Here is an 18,201-nt window from a genome sequence, read left to right as displayed (position 1 = left end):
TCTGTGGTGGGGTTGGATAGAGCCTGTGTCGACTGACTTCACCGGGCTGCGTCGGGGTGCGCCCCTGGGCGATCCGCGCCTGGACCTGTGCGATCTGTACGTGTTCCCGTCCCCGAACGATCCGGGGCGCACCGCGCTGATCCTGACCGCGAACCCGAACGCGGATGCGATGCATCCCGACGCGGTGTACCGCATCGCGATCGACAACGACGGTGACCTGCGCAACGACATCGTGTTCAACTTCACCTTCAGTGAACCGGTGAACGGGCGTCAGAAGGTCGATGTGCGCCTGGCCCTGCAGGCCGAGGCCCGTGTCGACGCCGCGGTGGGGTCGGAGATCTTCGGCGGGCTCGACGTGTCGTTCGAAGACGAGCCGCATCTGTGGCGGTCGCGGTCGGGATCGTTCTCGTTCTTCGCCGGGGCGCGCACCGACGCTGCGTTTCCCGACTCGAAGGTCATCGCCATGGCGGTGGAATTGCCGACGGCCTATCTGGGGGCCGCGCCAGACGTCCGCATCTGGGCGCGGTGCAGTGTGAACACCGACGGTACGTGGCGCCATGTCGACCGGGTCGGGCATCCATGGGTCAGCGGACTCTTCCCCGACGACGAGGAACTCGCCGAGTTCAACGCCGACGAACCCAACCGGGATCAGGGCCGGTGGATGGGGCACCTCATCGATGTGTTGGCCGAGACCGGCGGCTACACCCGCGCCGAGGCCATCGATGCGATCGCCACCGAGGGCACGCTGCCGGACGTGTTGACCTACAACCCGAGCAAGCCCGCCGGGTATCCGAACGGGCGCGGGCTGCGCGACGACGTCGCCGACTACCGCTCGCGGTTCTTGACCAACGGCCGCACGACGATGACCGACTTCGCGCCGGGCGGGGACTTCCTGCCCGACTTCCCGTACCTCAGCGCACCGTAGGGGTGCGGGGATGCCGCTGACCGACGGGGACGTGATCGCGGGCTACACGGTCATGCGGCTGCTGGGCTCGGGGGGCATGGGTGAGGTCTATCTGGCACGCCATCCACGGCTGCCCCGAAACGATGCGCTCAAGGTGCTCTCTGCCACGGTCTGCGCTGACACCGAGTACCGGGAGCGGTTCAACCGGGAGGCTGACATCGCGGCCACGCTGTGGCATCCGCACATCGTGTCGGTCCACGACCGCGGGGACTTCGACGGCCGGCTGTGGTTGTCGATGGACCACGTCGAGGGCACCGACGCGGCGCGGCTGCTCGCCGAGCGCTACCCCGACGGCATGCCGCCCGATCTGGTGGTGCGCATCGTCACCGCCGTGGGGGAGGCGCTCGACTACGCGCATGCCCGCGGTCTGCTGCACCGCGACGTCAAACCGGCCAACATCCTGATAGCCGATCCGGACACCGATGACGAGCGAATCCTGTTGGCGGACTTCGGTATTGCCCGCCGCGTCGGCGAGGTCAGTGCGCTCACCGGCACGGACATGACGGTCGGCACGGTCGCCTATTCGGCGCCCGAGCAGCTCACTGCCGACAAGGACATCGACGGCCGGGCCGATCAGTACGCGCTGGCGGCGACGGCCTACCAGCTGCTCACGGGATCGCCGCCGTTCCAGCATTCGAACCCGGCGATCGTCATCAGCTCCCACCTGTCGGCGCGGCCGCCGTCGATTGCGCAGGCGCGGCCCGATCTGTCGGGGCTGGGCGGGGCGCTGGAGAAGGGGCTGGCCAAGTTGCCGGCCGACCGGTTCGAGCGCTGCATCGATTTCGCGAGGGCACTGGCCAACCGGACGGGGCTGGTGGCGCCGGCGCTCGGGGTCGATCCGCACGCGACGATGCCGGCGCAGGCGGCAGCGGCCGGTCCGCGGCACGCCAGGGCGGACCGCGCTGCGGCTCGCTCGCGGGGGCGTGGCGTCGCGGTGGTGGCGCTGGTGCTGGCCCTGGTGGCGGTCGCCGCGACGTTGTTCGTGGTGCTGCATGACGAGCCGGCGAAGACGGACACGGTGGCGGTGCCCGTGGTGGTGGTCGGCGCCGATTGTGGGACGTTGGGCGCGGCCGGGATCACCGAGCAGAAGGCCCAGGCCTACTGCGCGAAGGTGAGTGGGTCGGATCAGCAGCTGTGGTCGTTGTATTCGTCGGACATCGCGAAGCCGACGGGCACCGGCGACGTCCCGGTGCAGGTGTGCGTACAGCAGACGAATCGGTCTCAGGCGGACTGCCAGGGCGACATCGCGCGGGAGAACGCCGACCCCAGTGCGAACGACACCCCGGCGCCGGCGAGCTAGGTTCCGACGCTGCGGTAGAGCCGGATCGAGAGCGTGCAGAGCCATGCCCAGCTCAGCGCGACGGCGACGGTGAAGGCGAGCAGTGCCGCGGTGCCGCCGTGGCCGGAGGAGAGCCACAGGAAGCTCGCGGCGAACATCAGGCCGACGATCCGGGACGGCCAGCCGCCGATCACGACGCAGGCCGCCACCAGACACGCGAAACCCATACCGGCGACGGCGAAGTGGGTGATGCCGTGCCACGTCATCACACCGGGTCCGGCCGGGGTGCCGGGCGGGAAACCATCGGACGGGTCGGCCCGGAACATTCCGGCGAGGATCAGTGCCGATCCGTAGACGCCGAGGAGCCCCGTCGCCCACGTGGCGCGTCTGCCCGGTGCGAGCGCGCGTCCGACGCCGACGGCGGCGGCGATCGTCATCGCGCCGCAGACGACGAAGGTGGCAACCTGTATCCAACCGAAATCGCCGTTGACGAGCTGGCTCGCGGCGTGCCGTGTCGGATCGAAGCCGTCGCGCGTGGCGGCCTGCGCCGCCACGGAGATCACGTAGATCGGACCCGCGATCACGCCGTAGCCGAGCAGCGATTTGGTGATCCGGTCCGCGAGCGGAGGGCAATCGGTGGCCGTCAACACACCTCCCAGGTCGACCGTCGTGTCAGAATGGAACTAGACCGTACAGTACCGAAAACTGGACTGTCCAGTACCGAAGAGGTGTGATGCCCGAACCGACGGGTCGCTCAGCGCGTAAGCGCGCGACCATCCTGGCCGAGGCTCGCCGGCTGTTCCTCGCGCACGGCTACCAGGGCACGAGCGTCGATGCGATCGCGGCCGCGGCAGCGGTGTCCAAGCAGACGGTGTACAAGAACTTCGGCGACAAGCAGGCGCTGCTGATGGCGATCACCGACGAAGCCCTGCAGGGCGCCGTCGACGCGTTCTCGGCGCGGGTGTCGGCGCTGGCTGACACCACCGACCTGAGGCGTGACCTCACCGAGCTGGCCGCCGAGTATCTGCGTGTGGTCTTGGCCGAACCCGTGGTGCAGTTGCGGCGCCTCGTGGTGGGCGAAGCGGCCCGGGTACCCGATCTCGCCGAGGCGTATCTGCAGCGGGCGCCGGAGCGGACCCTGACGGCGTTCGCCGACTGCTTCGCCCGCCTGGGCGAGCGTGGGCTGCTCAACATCGTCGAGCCACGCGTGGCCGCAGAGCATTTTGCATTCCTCGTGGTGGGGCGCTGCATCGACGAGGCGTTGTTCCGCGGCGGTCCGGCCGTGCTCGAGTCGGTCGACGTGCACGCGCAGGCGGCGGCGGGTGTGCGGGTGTTCCTGGCCGGCTACGGCCGAAACTAGATTCCTGAGAGCCCCAGCCACTCGTCGACGCCGAATCCGTTCGCGCGGGCTGAGATTCGTGCCCCGCCCCGGCCGGGATAGTGCGCAGGCACCACGGTCGCGCCGCGCTGCGCCGCCTCGGTCAGCACGCGGTGGCGGGTGTGCGCCGCGGCGGCGGGGTCCTCGTCGAACGCGCACGGATCGTCCGGGCGGACCAGTTGGATCGGACAGTGGGTCAGGTCGCCGACGAACACGGCGGGTACATCGGCATCCAGCCACACCACCGACGAGCCCGGGGTGTGCCCGCCCGCGGGCCGCAACCACAGCGAGTCGCTGAGCTGATGGTCACCGGAGTAGAGCTCGGTCTGATCGGCAACAGGCAACACGCTGTCGGCGAACACTATTGGCATGCTCTCGTTGGTGCTGTCGCCGTCGGGGGAGAAGTGACGGTAATCGGCCTCGGGCATCAGATAGCGCGCATTGGGGAACGTCGGCACCCATGCCCCGTCGACGAGGCGGGTGTTCCAGCCGACGTGATCGGTGTGCAGGTGGGTGTTGACCACGACGTCGACGGACTCCGGTGCCACGCCGGCAGCGGCGAGCGCGTCGAGGTATCCGGTGCTCAACTGGTGCAGCGGCGGGAAATGCGGCCGGTGGCGATCGTTGCCGACGCCGGTGTCGATCAGCACCGTCATGCCGTCGACCTGCAGCACCCAGGTCTGCATCGCGATCTTCCATTGATCGGCCGCCCGGTCCCAGAACGACGGCTCGAGCAGGTCGGCGTTGTCGCTCCACGCCTGGGCCGGGGTCTGGCCGAACAGATCGGTGCGCATCTGGACCCGCAGCTCGACGACGCGGGTCAGCGTCGCCCGGCCGAGCGCGACGCGGTCGGTCACGGCTCGAAACGCATCGGCCCGGGTGAGAACAGCCCGGAGTGGGTGGCCTCGCCGAGATCGATCTGCGCCGGCTGCGCATCGACGATGGTGTCGAACCGGCGCAGCGAACCCCAGTCCTGGCCCCAGTCGTGCGACAGGTAGGTCGACATCACCGAGGCCCGCAGGAGGAGATCGGTGATCCCCAGCAGGCCGCCGTTCTTGCCGTCCTGCCACGTGTCGGTGCTCTGCAGCTTGGCGAAGTAATCCGGGGAGATGCGGAACTTCGGGATGTCGGTGACGCCGTTGGCGTGCAGCATCGGCTGCTGGCACGGGAACACCAGCCCGACCGCCCAGTCCATCAGGACCGGTTGGGTGGAACCGATGTACTCCTGCACCGAGCGCACCTCCGGCACGCGCGGGGGCGTGACCGCGACCCAGTCGCCCTGGCCCAGCGACAGGTCTTCGGCGACCACCCGGACGGCGACGGCATCGGCGGGGATCTCCGAGCGCGGGTAGCGCAGGTTGCGCCATGACGGTGTGGGGCCGATGTCGTAGGGGCGCACACGCCCCGCCGGCACGGGTGCGCCGTCGGGACCCTTGGTGGCGTACTCCAATTCGACCGTCTGACCGGACGTTTCGCCGTTGGCGACGCTGATCCCGGCGATGGTGCCCGACGCGGTGACGACGACCAGCGGATGCGCGTCATCAGGCGCGGGAAGCGCATACCACGCCGAGGTGAGGCGGCTTTCCTGTTGCGCTGCAGTCGAATACGAACCGGCCACCGGCACCCGGGCCGGGTCGAGACCGTAGGGCAACGGAACTGTGGATCCGTTCACCCCGGGCCGGGACAGCTTGACCGGTCGATTCCAGTCGTAGTCGGTGCCGGGCTGTGGATTGTTCAGCCGGATCGCCTCGGCGATGATCTTCTCCGGAACGCCGTTGGGGGAGAAGCCGGTCGGCGTCGCACCGCCCAACGGTCCCAGCGGGCCGTAGTCGCCCGGTAGCGGCGACAGGAAGCCGGCATTCGAATCGGGTTCCACCAGAACGTCATCGGCCAGCCCGCAGCCACCGGCGAGCCCGCGTACGTTGGCCCAGCCGTTGGAGTAGGTCGGGTACTGGCGGATCACGCCGATGGCCATCGAGGCGATCGACACCACGACCATCAGCGCCGCCGCGATCGGGATCGGCGCGGTGGTCAGCAGGCGGACCACCCGTGGTTCCCGCCGCGGTCTCAGGTGCAGCCAGAACGCGCACAGCGCGGCGAGTGCGAAGAGGGCGAAGAACATCGTGCTGATGCTCACGCCGCCGATCTTGGGCACCGAGTTGTTGAACGGCACACCGAAATTGGAGACATACCACCACCCGTTGGTGGAGGCGAAGCACAGCGCCAGCACGAAGAACACCAGCGACAGGAACGTCATCCGGTTGCGTGCCGAACGCAGCACCACCGGTGACACGATGACCGTGGCCAGCGCTGCCATCGCGCCGCCCACCGCGGCGAACAACCCGAAGTGATGGATCCACTTGGTCGGGGTGAACATCAAGAAGAAGATCGTCGCGAAGATCACGCCCATCAGCCGCCAGGCCGGGCCGCGGGCCACGCCCGGAACGCGCTTGCGCCGCAGCATGACGAACAGCGACGGGAACAGGCACATGGCGGTGAACAGGAACGCCACCCGGCGTTCGATGGCGCCGTCGGTGGTCGGCAGGACCAGGTAGTAGTAGCGCAGGTTCTCGGTGTACCACTCCTGGCTCGGGCCGATCGCGGTGCGGATCTTGGTGGCCTCCAACACCGTGGCGATGGTCTGGTCGGCGAACACCACGGTCAGGATCACCGTGCCCGCGGCCAGCAGCGGCGCGATCAGCGGCAAGGTGCCGACCAGCGCGCGACGGCGCATCACGATGCGAAGGATGGGACGGCCGCCGGCGATCAGGGCGGCGACCGCGATCAGTCCGGTCGGCTGGATGCCGAGCGTGAACGCCGCGGTGAGGGTGGCCAGTGCGGCCGGGGTGAGCCGGCCGGAGGTGATGGCCCGTTCGATGAGCACGTAGGTGACCAGGGCGCCGGTGGCGATCTGCCCTTCCGGGCGCAGGCCGTTGTTGAACGGCATCCATGCGGCCAGCAGCACCAGGCCGGCGGCCCACATCGCGGCGCGGCTGGACGACACCGCGGGGCCGAGCCGGGGCAGCACCTCGCGGGAGAGCAGCAGCCAGCAGATCAGCGAGCAGATCAGATCGGGCAGGCGGATCCACAAGCTGGCGTCGCTGACGTGGGTCATCAGCGCGAGCACGTTGTAGTACCAGCCGAACGGGTCCTCCGGGCTGCCGAACCAGCGGAAGTAGTTGGCCATGTAGCCGGCGTGATCGGCGGTGCGGGCCATCTGCATCTGATAGCCGTCGTCGCTGGAGCCGGCGCCGATCACGTACCAGAGCAGGAAGCCGCCCACGACGACGATGTCGACCACGCTGAACGTCCGCCAGCGCGTGGGGATCACGCGGTGCATCCGCCGCCCGTCGAGGCGGTCCAGCCGCCACAGGGCCAGCAGCGCGATCACCGTCGAGACCATCGCCAGCAGCATCGCGGTCAGCTTCAGCGCGCTCGGATGGCTGGTGTAGCGGGTGTCGATGGTCGCCGAGAACTGCATACCGGGCGGTGCCGGACCGACCAGGTCGGTGAACACCCCGACGATGGCGGGCCGCAAGTTCGGATCGGCGTAGCCGGTGCGCTGCGGTTTCCCGGCGTCCGCGCCGGAGACCTGGGTGAGGCCGACGAAGTCGGCGTACGTGCCGTCGTGTGAGGAGGTGATGTCGAGGCGCTCGCAGCCGCCGATCCGGTTGCGGTTGACGCTGACGATGACGACGTTGCGGACGATCACGTCGACGCGGGACGCGGTGACGTTGACCAGCATCGCGTTCAGGGCCGCGTCGCGCCCCTGGGCCGGGGCGGTGCCGAGAACGAGACCGCCCCTGGCCGGCATCCCGGCGAGCACGGGGCACGGGATGGACGCCGACAACGAGACCGGAGCCTGCGCGATCAGCGGCGCGGTCACATTGGCGAGCCGGTCCTGCTGCGGCCAGTTCAGCGTCGCCGTGGTCTGGATGACCGGCAGCAGCGGCGTCGCCACCGCCAGCACGAAGCCGAGCAGCCCGGCGATCGTCGCGACCCAGCGCGCCACCTTCACGTCGTTCATCACGGCAGGGCCCTGATCGGTCCGCCCCGGCTCCACCCGAACACTCGTGTCGACCCTTCCTCGACGACGGCGTCGGGTGCCTCGTCGCGCGGCACGACGCGGATGTAGCGCTCCAAGGCTCCCCAATCGCGGTACCAGTCATTGCGCAGGTAGGTCGGTATCGCCGCGGTCCGCAGCAGCGCCTGGATGAACAGGAACGGTCCGCCGGACTCGGCCGACTGCCACTGGTTCGACGACACCACCATCTGCTTGAAGTTCGGGATGATGCGGTACTGCGGCAGCTCGGCGATGCCGAGATGCTCGGCGAACGGCCGCTGGCACGGGAAGTTCGCCGCGGTGGCGATGTCCATCAGCACCGGGGTGTCCGATCCGAGGAACTGCTCGGCGGTCTGCAGCACCGGGACCCGGGGCGGGGTGAACCCGAACCACTGGTCCTCGGACAGGTTGGGGTCGTCGGCGACGATGCGGGCGACGTTGGCTTCCGGCGGCGCCGTCGTGAACGGGAATCGCAGGTTGCGCCAGGCCTTCTGCTGGAAGATGTCGATCGGCTGGACCTCGTTCAGCGCCTGGTAGGAGCCGTCGGGTCGGTGCACCCCCCACTGCAGCTTCAGCGACTGGCCGTAGTTGAAGGAGCCGTCCTCGTTGTAGTACCAGATGGCCCCGGCCGCGGCGACGCTGACCAGCGGCCGGTCCGGGGTGCGAGGCGGCAGTTGGTACCAGGCCGAGGTGGCCTTGGCGGCCACGGCGTTCTCGCCGAAGCTGCCCATCACCGGCGTGCGCTTGGGGTCGAGCCCGAACGGCAGGAACACCCGGGAACCGTTGACGCCCTCGGGTCCGTAGCCGCCGCCGGTGCCTGCCGCGTAGCCGACGCCGATGTTCGGTTTGTCGACCGGTCCGTCGGTGTTGACGGTGCCGGGGTTGGCGGCCACCGGCTCGGCCGGCTCCAGGGTGCCGCTGACGCCGTTCGGGGTGAAACCGACCGGATCCTCACCGCCGAGCGGGCCGTACTGTCCCCAGCGCTGGCCCGGAACCGGTTGCAGCATCCCGGCATTCGTGTCGGCTTCGACGAGGACGTCGTCGGCCATCGCGCAACTGTCCGTGCTCAGACCCGAGCGCAGCGCCGCGATGTTGGCCGCGCCGGTGGTGTAGACGGGATAGCGGCCGGCGGTCGCCTTGAGCATGGAGCCGAGCTCGAGGACGACCATGATGATCGCCACGACGAGCAGCGGTGTGGAGGCCAGCGCCCGGTTGCGGCCGGTGTCGGCGACCTGGGTGTGGCCCGCGTAGTCGATGCGGAAGTGCAGCCAGGCCGCGAGCAGGCCGCCGGCGATGGCGAGCACCAGGAAGATCGTGGTCACCGGGAAGTGGGCGATCACCGGCTGTTTGTCGAACCACGGCACGCCGTAGTTGCCGACGTAGAACCAGCCGTTGATGCCCGACGTCGCCCAGGCCAGGACGAACAGCAGTGCGGTCACGTACAGCGCCAGGTTGCGCCGGCTGTGCAGTCCGACGCGGGCGAACGCGAACGCGGTCACCCCGCCGAGGGCGCCGGCCAGCCCGGCGAACGCACCGAGCTGGACGGCCCATTTGGTGGGTGTCAGCGTCAGGAGCAGCAGGCCCACCGCGGTGGTGCCCGTCAGCCGCCAGACCGGCCCGCTCACCGCACCGGGCACGCGGCCGCGGCGCAGCAGCACCACGATCAGGCCGAACACGCACAGCAGCAGCACGAGGACGGCGAAGCGACGGGTCAGTGAGCCGTCGACGCTGTCCTCGACGGTCAGGAAGTAGTAGCGCAGGAACTCCTGGTACCAGGGGATCGTCGGTCCGACGACGTACTTGATGCGCACCGATTCGGCGACGGTGGCCAGCGTCTGGTCCCGGAACACGATCACCGACACCAGCGACACCGATGAGAGCAGAGGCAGCAGGGTCGCGGCGAGCCCGTCGGTGCGGCGGCGCGCGGAGATGATCCGGGTGATTCCGCGGGCGCCGACCAGCAGCGGCGCCACCGCGACCAGACCCTGCGGCGCCAGCGTCACCGAGAACATCGCGATCACGACGGCGACGGCCGCCGGCCACAGCCGTCGGGTCCCGAGCGTCCACTCGACCAGCATCAGCACCGCGACCACCGCGAAGGCGATCAGCGGTTCGGGGCGCAACCCGTTGTTGAACGGCAGCCAGGCCGCCAGGAACACCGCTGCGGCGGTCCACGTGGCCACCCGGTTGGCCGCGACGCGGCGGCCCAGCCGCGGCAGCAGACAGCGGCTGACGATCAGCCAGGTGCCGATGCCGGCGAGGGTGGCGGGCAGCCGCATCCACACCCCGGCGGCGCTGATCGAGGCCAGATGGGCCAGCACGCTCTGGTACCAGTCGAACGGCGCCTCGGACGCCCCGAAGTAGCGGTAGTAGTTGGCGGTGTAGCCGGCCTCGCCGGCCACCCGCGCCATCGTCAGGTTGTAGCCGTCGTCGGAGGACTGCGGGCCCACGATGTGCCACACCAGCAGCCCGCCGATGACGCCGAGGTCGCCCACCCAGGTCGCCCAGCCGACGCGCCGACGGGCGCGCGGCGGGCGTCGTCCGGACACCCGGTCGAGCAGCGCCAGCGCGATGATCGACCCGACCACGCACACCACGCCGAGCGCCATCACGAGGGTCTTCAGTGCCGTCGGGCTGGTGATGAAGCGGGTGTCGACGTCGATGCGTGCGTTCAGGCCCGATTGCACCGGGACGCGGAGGTCGGTGAACACTCCGGCCACCTGCGGGCGTTTGTCGACGCTCAGCGTGCCCGTCGCGCCGGGGATGCCGACGAAGTCGGCTCCGACCGCGCCGACGTTGGCCCACAGGCGCAGCTCGCTGCAGGCGCCGCGGTTCACGTCCTGGCGGGGGGCGACGGCGGCGACGGTGTCGCGGAACGCGACGTAGACGACGTCGGCGTTGGCGCGCACGAACAAGCCGTTACGGCCGGCGTCGATGCCGCCGGGGGGAATCGTCGAGAAGACCAGCCCGCCGTCGGCGGGCAGGCTCGCGACCGCGGAGCAGGGGATCGTGACGTCGAGCGACTTGGGGGCGCCGGAGACCAGCGGCGCGGTGATGTCGCTGACGGTGCCGTCGGCGTCGGCGCCTTGGGGCCACAGGATCGCGGCGGTCTGCTGGGTGACCGGAAGCAGCGGTGCGACACCGCAGCACAGGATGCCGAGGAGTCCCAGAGCTCCCGCGAGGATCGCGACGAGACGGGAACTTCGGGCAGGCACGAGGCTCGATGGTAGACGGGTCTAGGACAGACGCAGCGGCGCCGGGCTCCACAATCCGCTACGCGTTGCCGAACCGAGATCCAGGCGAGCGACGCCCGCGCCCGGGTAGTACGGCGTGAGCTGCTGCAGGGCGCCCCAATCGCGGGACCAGTCGTACTTCAGATACGTGGGCACGGTGGTGGCGCGCAGCAGGAGCTCGGTGATGCCGAGCGGCCCGCCGCCCAGGTAATCCATCACCGGGGAGTTGGCCTCGGCGCCGAAGCGGTCCGGCAGGATGCGCCACTTCGGCACCTCGATCACGCCGTTGCGATGCCCGAACGGGCGCTGGCACGGGAACGCGAGCCCGACCAGCCAGTCCAGCAGCACGGGGTCGCTGGAACCGACGACGTCCTGCAGGGTGCGCAGCTCCGGGATGCGGGGAGGGGTGACGGCGATCCAGTGGGTGGGGCTCAGATCGTCGTCGGTGGCGACCAGCCGGATACGGGTCGCGTCCGACGGGATGGCCGACAGCGGCGCGCGCAGGTTGCGCCAGGCCGGGGCCGCGCCGACGTCGGCGAAGCTGACGCTGCCGCCCGGTTCGTCGTCGTCACGCGCCCACTGGACCACGAGGTCGTCGGGGTCGAACCGGCCGGCCGCCGACACCACGAGCAGCGAGTCGGAGCGATCGCCGTCGCTCCAGCCGGCGGGCAGGCGGTACCAGGCCGAGCGCAGGAACGCCGGCGCCTGGGTGCCACTGCGCCAGCTGCCCAGCACCGGGGTGCGGGCCGGATCCAGGTTGTAGGGCAGCCGTGCGCGGGATCCGTTGATGCCCGCCGCGGCCGTCGTGCCGCCTTCGGTACCGGCCTCGCTGCCGGTGACCACGCCGCTGTCGGAGTCGGCGAAGTTGTCCGAGCCGGGTTGTTCCATCACCGGGTCGGCGGAGACGTCGGCCGGAATCCCGTTGGGGCTGAACCCTTCTGATCGCTGCGCACCCAGCGAGATGCTGACAGGCGTGTCGATGGGGGTGAGGATGCCGGCGTTGGGATCCTGTTCGACCATGACGTCTTCGGCCATGCCGCAGGTCTTTCCGGTCAGCGCCCCGAGGTTGGAGCGCCCCACTGTCCAGGCCGGGTACTGGCCGGTCATCGCCAGCGTCAGGGAGCCCACCTCGAAGATCACCAGCGCCCAGGTGGCGATCGCCAGCGGAGCCCGCGCCATGTTCCGCCAGCGCCGCGGCGGGCCCTCCGGGGCGCGGTCGCGACCCGAGAAGTGCAGCCACGCCGCCACCAGCAGCGCGAGCACCGACAGCCCGAGCAGCATGGTGGTGAACCCGAAGTGCCACTCGGGGAACGAATTCGACCACGGCACACCGAAATTCGAGACGTACCACCAGCCGTTGACGGTCGCGAACGACAGCGCGGTGAGGAACAGCACGGCCGCGGCGAACACGGTGCGGTTGCGGCGCGAGCGCATCGCGGCGACGGAGACCGCGACGGCGGCCAGCGCGCCGAGGCAACCGGCCAGCCCGGCGAACACCCCGAAGTGATGCGTCCACTTGGTGGGGGTGAACATCAGGGACAGGAACGAGATGATCGTGATACCGACGATGCGTCGGCTGGGTCCGGGTGCGGTACCGGGGATGCGGCCCTTCCGCAACGCCATGGCGACCGAGACGGCCAGCGCCAGCAGCAGGGTCAGCACCGCGAACCGGCGGGCCACCGAACCGTCGGGGCTGGTGGTGAACAGCCGCGAGTAGCGGATGTGCTCGTCGAACCACGCCAGGCTCGGGCCGACCGCGGACCGGAAGGTGTTGCCCTGCAGTTCGGCGGCCAGTGTCTGGTCGCGGAAGATCAGGAAGATCGTCACGGTGCCCGCGGCGGCGATCGGGGCCAGCAGCGCCCAGTAGCCGAACCTCGAGACATGGGCGGCCACAATCGTTTTCAGCGGCCCGATGGCGACCAGCAGCGCGCCGATGGCCGCAATTCCGGTGGGTCCGGAGAACAGCGTCAGAGCCCCGATGATCACGGCGATCGCGACCGGCAGCAGGCGACTGGTGGCCACTCCGCGCTCGACCGAGCACCAGGTCAGCAGGATGCCCAGCGCGATGATCGGCTCGGGGCGAAGCCCGTTGTTCAGCGGCAACCAGAACGCGAGGAAGAGCCCCGCGGCCGTCCATGCCGCGGCCCGGCTGTGCTTGACCGCATCGCCGAGGCGGGGGATCACCTCGCGGCTGATCACCCACCAGCAGGCCAGGCCCATCAGCAACGTGGGCAGTCGCATCCACACGCTGGTGGTGCTGACGTGGGCCCACAGCGCGAGCAGGTCGTAGTACCAGCCGAACGGCGCCTCCGGGGTGCCGAACCAGCGGTAGTAGTTGGCCATGTAGCCGGCGTTCTCCGACACCCGCGCCATGGTCAGGATGTAGCCGTCGTCGGCGGTGTTGGCGCCGACGAAGTGCCACCACACCATCACGGCGGTGAGCAGCCCGTCGAGCGGCGACAGCGACCACCACCGCGGCGGCAGGAATCGCTTGTGCCTGCGGCCGTCGGCGCTGTCGAGCACGTGCAGAGCGCCCAGCGACACGATCGTCATCGCGACCCCGAGGATCATCGCGACGAGTTTCAGCACCGTCGGCGAGGTGCTGTAGCGGGAGTCGACGGTGGCCGAGAACTGCATGCCGGGCGGGGCCGGGCCGGACAGGTCGGTGAAGACGCCCACGATCTGCGGGCGGAAGTCGTAGCCGCTGCGCTCGCCGCGCAGCGGTTCCCCGGCGTTCGACGAGTCGGGCGGCTGGGTGAGTCCGACGAACTCGCCGGTGACCTTGTCGGCATGGGCGGTGAACGTCAGCTCCCGGCAGGCGGGGCTGAGCACCTGGTCCAGCGGGGCGCTGACCACCGGGGTGTTGCGCACGATCACCAATAGGTCGTTGTTGACCCGTTCGACGAGCAATCCGCGGTCGACAGCTTTGGGTGCCTGCCTGGGCACCGTCGACAGCAGCACCGAGCGGCCGGGCCGATCCAGCCCGGCGGCGGCCTGGCACGGGATCGTGATGTCGAGGTCGGTGGCGACATAGCCGATGAGTGGGGCGTCGACGCTGGCGAGCACGCCATCCTGCGGCCAGTTGATCTGCGCGGTGGTCTGGGTGACCGGCAGCAGCGGCGTGGCGATCGCCAAGACCGTGCCCAGCAGCCCCGCCACGATCGCGATCAGGCGCGCGGTGCGGTGATTGCCGCTTGTCGCCCGCTGCTCCGCCACGGGGCTAGATCGTAGAGGGCGTGCGGATGGCCAGCACGAACGGCCCGATCGTGGACACCTCGAAGCGGGGATCGTCGAACAGTGCGTCGTCGAGGGCGACGTGGTAACGGCGCACGTTGGGCTGGTTGGGGTAGACGTCGGAGGCCAGCCGCAGCGTGTAGGTGCCGCCCGCACCGCGGCGCATCAGGAACACCGTCGGCGGCGGCCACGGTAGCGCGTCGAGGGCCTGGATGAACTGATCGGCGGTGGTCAGCATGGACCAGCCCTCGATGGCGCCGGCCCGCTCGGTGAACTGGGCGAGCGGGTTGGCGTAGTGGGAGGTGAGGCCCTGGAAGCCGTAGTAGGGGTAGTAGGACAGGAAGCTGTAGTCGGCGGTCATCACCACGGTCTCGTTGCGCGGTCGGCCGGTCACCTCCTGGATCTTCGCGTCGACCTCGCGGTAGTACTGCTCGGCACCTGGTGGCCGGCGGTCGGCGCGCTGGCCCGCGCCGTCGGTGTCGGTGTAGGCGACGACGATGTCGGAGCGCAGCACATCGGGGATGTCCTGGCTGAAGGTGAGCGCACCCAGTGCGCCGACCGCGGTGGCGACGGCGACGACGCGGTGGGTGTTGGCGGTGCTGACCCGGGCGGCCAGTGCCTGTGCGGCCTCGACGAAGCCGAACGCGCCGGCGGCGGTCAGCAGCACGGTCAGCGTCGGCTGCAGGCGGAACGAGAGCAGCGTGGTGCCGACCAGCGTGGTCAGCATCGACAGCAGCGACCACGCATAGACGGCGAGCACGGCGACGGCCAGTGCTCCTGCTCTCGTGGAGCTGCGCGCCCGGATCACCAGCCAGAACGTGCCGAGCAGACACAGCGCACCCAGCAGGGTGAACTGCAGCATCGGGAACGACAGCTGGGCGCCGTCGACGGGTAGGTAGTGCTGGGCGGTGCCACGGTCGGCGGGCGTGCCCTTGGCAGCGGCGATCAGGTAGGGCCCCCACCCGATCAGCGCGATCGACCCGGAGATCACCGCGATCACGGCGAGGCGGGCCAGCGGGTCCCAGTGCCGCCGCGCGATGGCGAGCAGCACCGCCATGATCGTCAGCGTGAAGGCCGCGTAGGCCAGCAGCAGCGTGTAGAACAGGGCGGCGACGCCGAGGAAGATGCCGACGGCGACGACAGCGGCCCACCCGCTCGTCTTTTTCCCCGGGTCGCTTCGCTCCTGCCCGCCGGCCCGTTCCTTCACCCGCGCGCGCAGCCCCGACCACGCCAGCACGAAGATCGGCGGCAGCAGCACGGTGATGATCGCGGCGTACGGCTCGGCGGGGGTGTAGGCGAGCGCGGCGGCGGCCGTGGCGGTGCTGACCACGAGCGCGTACTCGAAGCGGACCATCGCCGCCCACAGCACGAAGGCCAGGACGATCGCGATCGTGATCGAGGCGACCGACCACGGCTTGAACATCTCCCAGGCCGGTGTGCCCGTCAGCGCGGCGAGCCGGCCGCCGAGCCAGAACCAGCCGGGCGGGTAGAACGGCGGCAACCCCATGTAGGTCATGTCGTGCAGGCTCGCCGAATCCGTCAGCCGGGTCAGGTATTCGGTGCGGAACTGCTGGTCGACCGAGATGCCGAACAGATACAGCTTGGTGGCGCCCAGCGGCATGGCGATGGTCACCACGGAGAAGGCGGCGAGGAACAGCACCGCGCCGAGGCGTGCCAGCGTGCGGCGGCCGCGCCGCCACAGCAGCCCGGCGGCGAGAAGCCCTGCCAGACAGACGACCTGGCCGACCGTGGTCAGTGCGTGCAGCTGATTGGAAGAGTTGTACGCCGGCCATTCGACGCGAGCGATCGCGGTCAGGCTCACAACGGCGACCGCGGCGGCGATGAGGGCCGCGACGGCCATCTGGCCGGCCACTCGAACCGGCGCGGCCAGCGCGCTGGGCATCAGATGGGCAGCTTGCGGAAGATCGGGCGCGGGATGTGGCGCAGCACCATCATCACGTAGCGGAACGCGCCGGGCGCCCACACCAGATCCTTGCCTTTGGCCGAGGCGGTCACCGCGAGGTCGGCGACGTACTCCTTGTCGACGGTCAGCGGCGCTTCCTTGACGTGCGCGCTCATCCGGGTGCGGACCTGGCCGGGGCGGATGACGAGAACGCGAACACCGTACTCGCGCAGGGCTTCTCCGAGGCCGAGATAGAAGCCGTCGAGGCCCGCCTTGGTGGAGCCGTAGACGAAGTTGGAGCGCCGCACGCGCTCGCCCGCCGCGGAGCTCATCGCGATGATCTGACCGGACCCCTGCGCGCGCATCTTGTCGCCGACGAGCACGCCCACCGACACGGCGGCGGTGTAGTTGATGTCGGCGATCTGCACGGCTTTGCGCTGGTTCTGCCACAGCTCCTCGGCGTCGCCCAGGAGGCCGAACGCCACGATCGCGACGTCGACATCCCCGTTGCCCCATGCCTTCTCGATCACAGCCGGATGGCTGTCGGTGTCGATGGCGTCAAAGTCGATGACCTCGACGGCCGAGGCACCTGCGTCGCGCATCTGGGCTTCGGCAGACCCGCGCAGCGGATCGCCGGGCATGCAGGCCAGGATCACGCGCGCTTTTGCGTTGCGCAGGTAGCGCGCGCAGATCGCCAGCCCGATCTCGGAGGTGCCCCCGAGCAGCAGGATGGTCTGGGGATTGCCGGTGGCGTCAAACACCATCTAGAGGAGCTCCAGTCGTCGAGCCATGTCGGAAGCGAAGACCCCGGCGGGATCGACCTTGCGGCGCACTGCGATCCACTCGTCGATGCGGGGATACATGGCATGGAAGGTTTCGGCCGTGGTGCGGGAATCCTTGGCGGTGTAGAGGCGGCCGCCGAATTCGAGCACGCGCTTGTCGAGTCCGTTGAGGAACTCGTTGAGGCCCGGCTTGATCGGGAAGTCCACGCACACGTTCCAGCCCGGGATCGGAAAGCTCAGCGGCGCTTCGTTTCCCGGCCCGAACAGTTTGAACACGTTGAGGAACGAGTAGAACCCCGAGCGCTGGATGTCGACGAGGATCGCCTTGAACTCCTCGACGGCGTCGGTGGGCACCACGAACTGGTATTGGCCGAAACCCAGTGAGCCGTAGGCCCGATTCCATTCTCCGAACATGTCGAGCGGGTGGTAGAACTGCGTCAGGTTCTGGACCTTGCCGCGGTAGGTGCCCGATTTGCGGTACCAGAGTTCGCCGATCGGCATGAACGTGTACTTGTTCGCCAAGCCGTTGGGGAAGACGTCGGGCAGCGTGAGCAGTTGCGGCGCATCGAATTTCAGCGGGTTCTTCTGCAGCTTCGGTGGGAGCTGGTCGAGGGTCGCCAGCGAGCCGCGGGAGATGGCCGCGCGGCCCAGCTTGGGCGGGGCGCTGATCGCGTCGAACCAGGCGCTGGAGTAGGTGTAGTTGTCCTCGGTGCCGTCGCTGTGGAACGCGATCGTCTCGTCGAGGCTCGCGGTGACGTCACCGTCGGCGATGAAGTACGCGGTCTCGGTGGGCGTCATCGCGATCGTGGCACGCAGGATGATGCCGGTCAGCCCGTTGCCGCCGACGGTGGCCCAGAACAGCTCACGCTCGGGGCCGTCGGGAGTGATCGTGCGGACCTGTCCGTCAGCGGTCAGCAGCTCCATCGAGCGCACGTGGTTGCCGAAGCTGCCGGCGCTGTGGTGGTTCTTGCCGTGGATGTCGCAGGCGATGGCACCGCCGATGGTGACCTGGCGGGTGCCGGGCAGCACCGGTACCCAGAGCCCCAGCGGCAGCGCCGCGCGCATGAGTTGGTCGAGGTTGACGCCGGCATCGACGTCGACGATCGCGTCGTCGGTGTTGATCGCATGGATGCGGTTGAGCGCATTCATGTCGATGACCAGGCCGCCGCCGTTCTGGGCGTTGTCGCCGTAGGAACGGCCGAGGCCACGCGCGAGTATTCCCCGGTCGGGGTCCTCGGCGGCGCGGGTGACGGCCTTGACGATCACCTCGGGATCCGGCGTCGTCAGCACCTGCGCGACGGTCGGGGCGGTGCGGCCCCAGCCGGTCAGGCGCTTGGCGGTGGTCGGAAGCTCGGTGCGAAACAT

Annotated in this window: 11 protein-coding genes; 3 read left to right on the top strand and 8 right to left on the bottom strand. The window is 69.6% G+C overall.

Annotated features, from left to right (window positions below; translation table 11 throughout):
- The first annotated feature begins 25 nt into the window (after positions 1 to 25).
- Both ACZ50N_RS25160 and ACZ50N_RS25155 read left to right on the top strand, forming a co-directional pair.
- Positions 26 to 925 carry a DUF4331 family protein gene (locus ACZ50N_RS25160; protein ID WP_464469769.1) on the top strand — a complete coding sequence of 300 codons (900 nt, stop codon included), beginning with the start codon at positions 26 to 28 and terminating at the stop codon, positions 923 to 925.
- Positions 926 to 935: 10 nt separating this feature from the next.
- On the top strand, positions 936 to 2,264 hold the full coding sequence (locus ACZ50N_RS25155; protein ID WP_464474065.1) for a serine/threonine-protein kinase: 1,329 nt from the start codon (positions 936 to 938) through the stop codon (positions 2,262 to 2,264).
- Here the strand turns inward: ACZ50N_RS25155 and ACZ50N_RS25150 are convergent.
- Complete coding sequence (locus ACZ50N_RS25150) at positions 2,261 to 2,890, bottom strand: DUF998 domain-containing protein (protein ID WP_464474064.1); 630 nt, start codon at positions 2,888 to 2,890, stop codon at positions 2,261 to 2,263. The two genes, ACZ50N_RS25155 and ACZ50N_RS25150, sit on opposite strands and share 4 nt — an antisense overlap.
- 86 nt (positions 2,891 to 2,976) lie before the next feature.
- Here ACZ50N_RS25150 and ACZ50N_RS25145 point away from each other — a divergent pair, with 86 nt between their 5' ends.
- Entirely contained in the window at positions 2,977 to 3,603 is a 627-nt protein-coding gene (locus tag ACZ50N_RS25145) for a TetR/AcrR family transcriptional regulator (protein WP_464474063.1), read from the top strand.
- Here ACZ50N_RS25145 and ACZ50N_RS25140 read toward each other — a convergent pair.
- From ACZ50N_RS25140 to ACZ50N_RS25110, 7 genes are read right to left on the bottom strand one after another with little or no spacing between them, the layout of a single operon-like run.
- Positions 3,600 to 4,478, bottom strand: coding sequence for an MBL fold metallo-hydrolase (locus ACZ50N_RS25140; protein WP_464474062.1), 879 nt, complete (start codon positions 4,476 to 4,478; stop codon positions 3,600 to 3,602). The genes ACZ50N_RS25145 and ACZ50N_RS25140 overlap by 4 nt on opposite strands.
- Entirely contained in the window at positions 4,475 to 7,648 is a 3,174-nt protein-coding gene (locus ACZ50N_RS25135; protein ID WP_464474061.1) for an arabinosyltransferase domain-containing protein, read from the bottom strand. The genes ACZ50N_RS25140 and ACZ50N_RS25135 overlap by 4 nt, the downstream gene beginning before the upstream one ends.
- The gene (locus ACZ50N_RS25130; protein WP_464474060.1) at positions 7,648 to 10,899 is read right to left on the bottom strand and encodes an arabinosyltransferase domain-containing protein; all 3,252 of its coding nucleotides are present in this window, start codon (positions 10,897 to 10,899) and stop codon (positions 7,648 to 7,650) included. Before ACZ50N_RS25130 ends, ACZ50N_RS25135 begins: the two co-directional genes overlap by 1 nt.
- 21 nt (positions 10,900 to 10,920) lie before the next feature.
- Positions 10,921 to 14,133 carry an arabinosyltransferase domain-containing protein gene (locus tag ACZ50N_RS25125; protein ID WP_464474059.1) on the bottom strand — a complete coding sequence of 1,071 codons (3,213 nt, stop codon included), beginning with the start codon at positions 14,131 to 14,133 and terminating at the stop codon, positions 10,921 to 10,923.
- Positions 14,134 to 14,137: 4 nt separating this feature from the next.
- A complete protein-coding gene (locus tag ACZ50N_RS25120) occupies positions 14,138 to 16,054 on the bottom strand; it encodes a galactan 5-O-arabinofuranosyltransferase (RefSeq protein WP_464474058.1) in 1,917 nt (638 codons plus the stop codon).
- Entirely contained in the window at positions 16,054 to 16,818 is a 765-nt protein-coding gene (locus ACZ50N_RS25115; RefSeq protein ID WP_464474057.1) for a decaprenylphospho-beta-D-erythro-pentofuranosid-2-ulose 2-reductase, read from the bottom strand. The genes ACZ50N_RS25120 and ACZ50N_RS25115 overlap by 1 nt, the downstream gene beginning before the upstream one ends.
- Complete coding sequence (locus tag ACZ50N_RS25110; RefSeq protein WP_464474056.1) at positions 16,819 to 18,201, bottom strand: decaprenylphosphoryl-beta-D-ribose oxidase; 1,383 nt, start codon at positions 18,199 to 18,201, stop codon at positions 16,819 to 16,821.

The organism is Mycolicibacterium obuense (genome assembly GCF_055397605.1).
The sequence above is the reverse complement of the archived record's forward strand: the minus strand, read 5'-3'. Positions and strand labels throughout refer to the sequence as shown.

Coding starts and splice junctions, on each gene's coding strand:
- ACZ50N_RS25155 (WP_464474065.1), top strand. CDS start 936: ATGCCGCTGACCGACGGGGACGTGATCGCGGGCTACACGGTCATGCGG.
- ACZ50N_RS25145 (WP_464474063.1), top strand. CDS start 2,977: ATGCCCGAACCGACGGGTCGCTCAGCGCGTAAGCGCGCGACCATCCTG.
- ACZ50N_RS25135 (WP_464474061.1), bottom strand. CDS start 7,648: ATGAACGACGTGAAGGTGGCGCGCTGGGTCGCGACGATCGCCGGGCTG.
- ACZ50N_RS25120 (WP_464474058.1), bottom strand. CDS start 16,054: ATGCCCAGCGCGCTGGCCGCGCCGGTTCGAGTGGCCGGCCAGATGGCC.
- ACZ50N_RS25115 (WP_464474057.1), bottom strand. CDS start 16,818: ATGGTGTTTGACGCCACCGGCAATCCCCAGACCATCCTGCTGCTCGGG.
- ACZ50N_RS25110 (WP_464474056.1), bottom strand. CDS start 18,201: ATGTTTCGCACCGAGCTTCCGACCACCGCCAAGCGCCTGACCGGCTGG.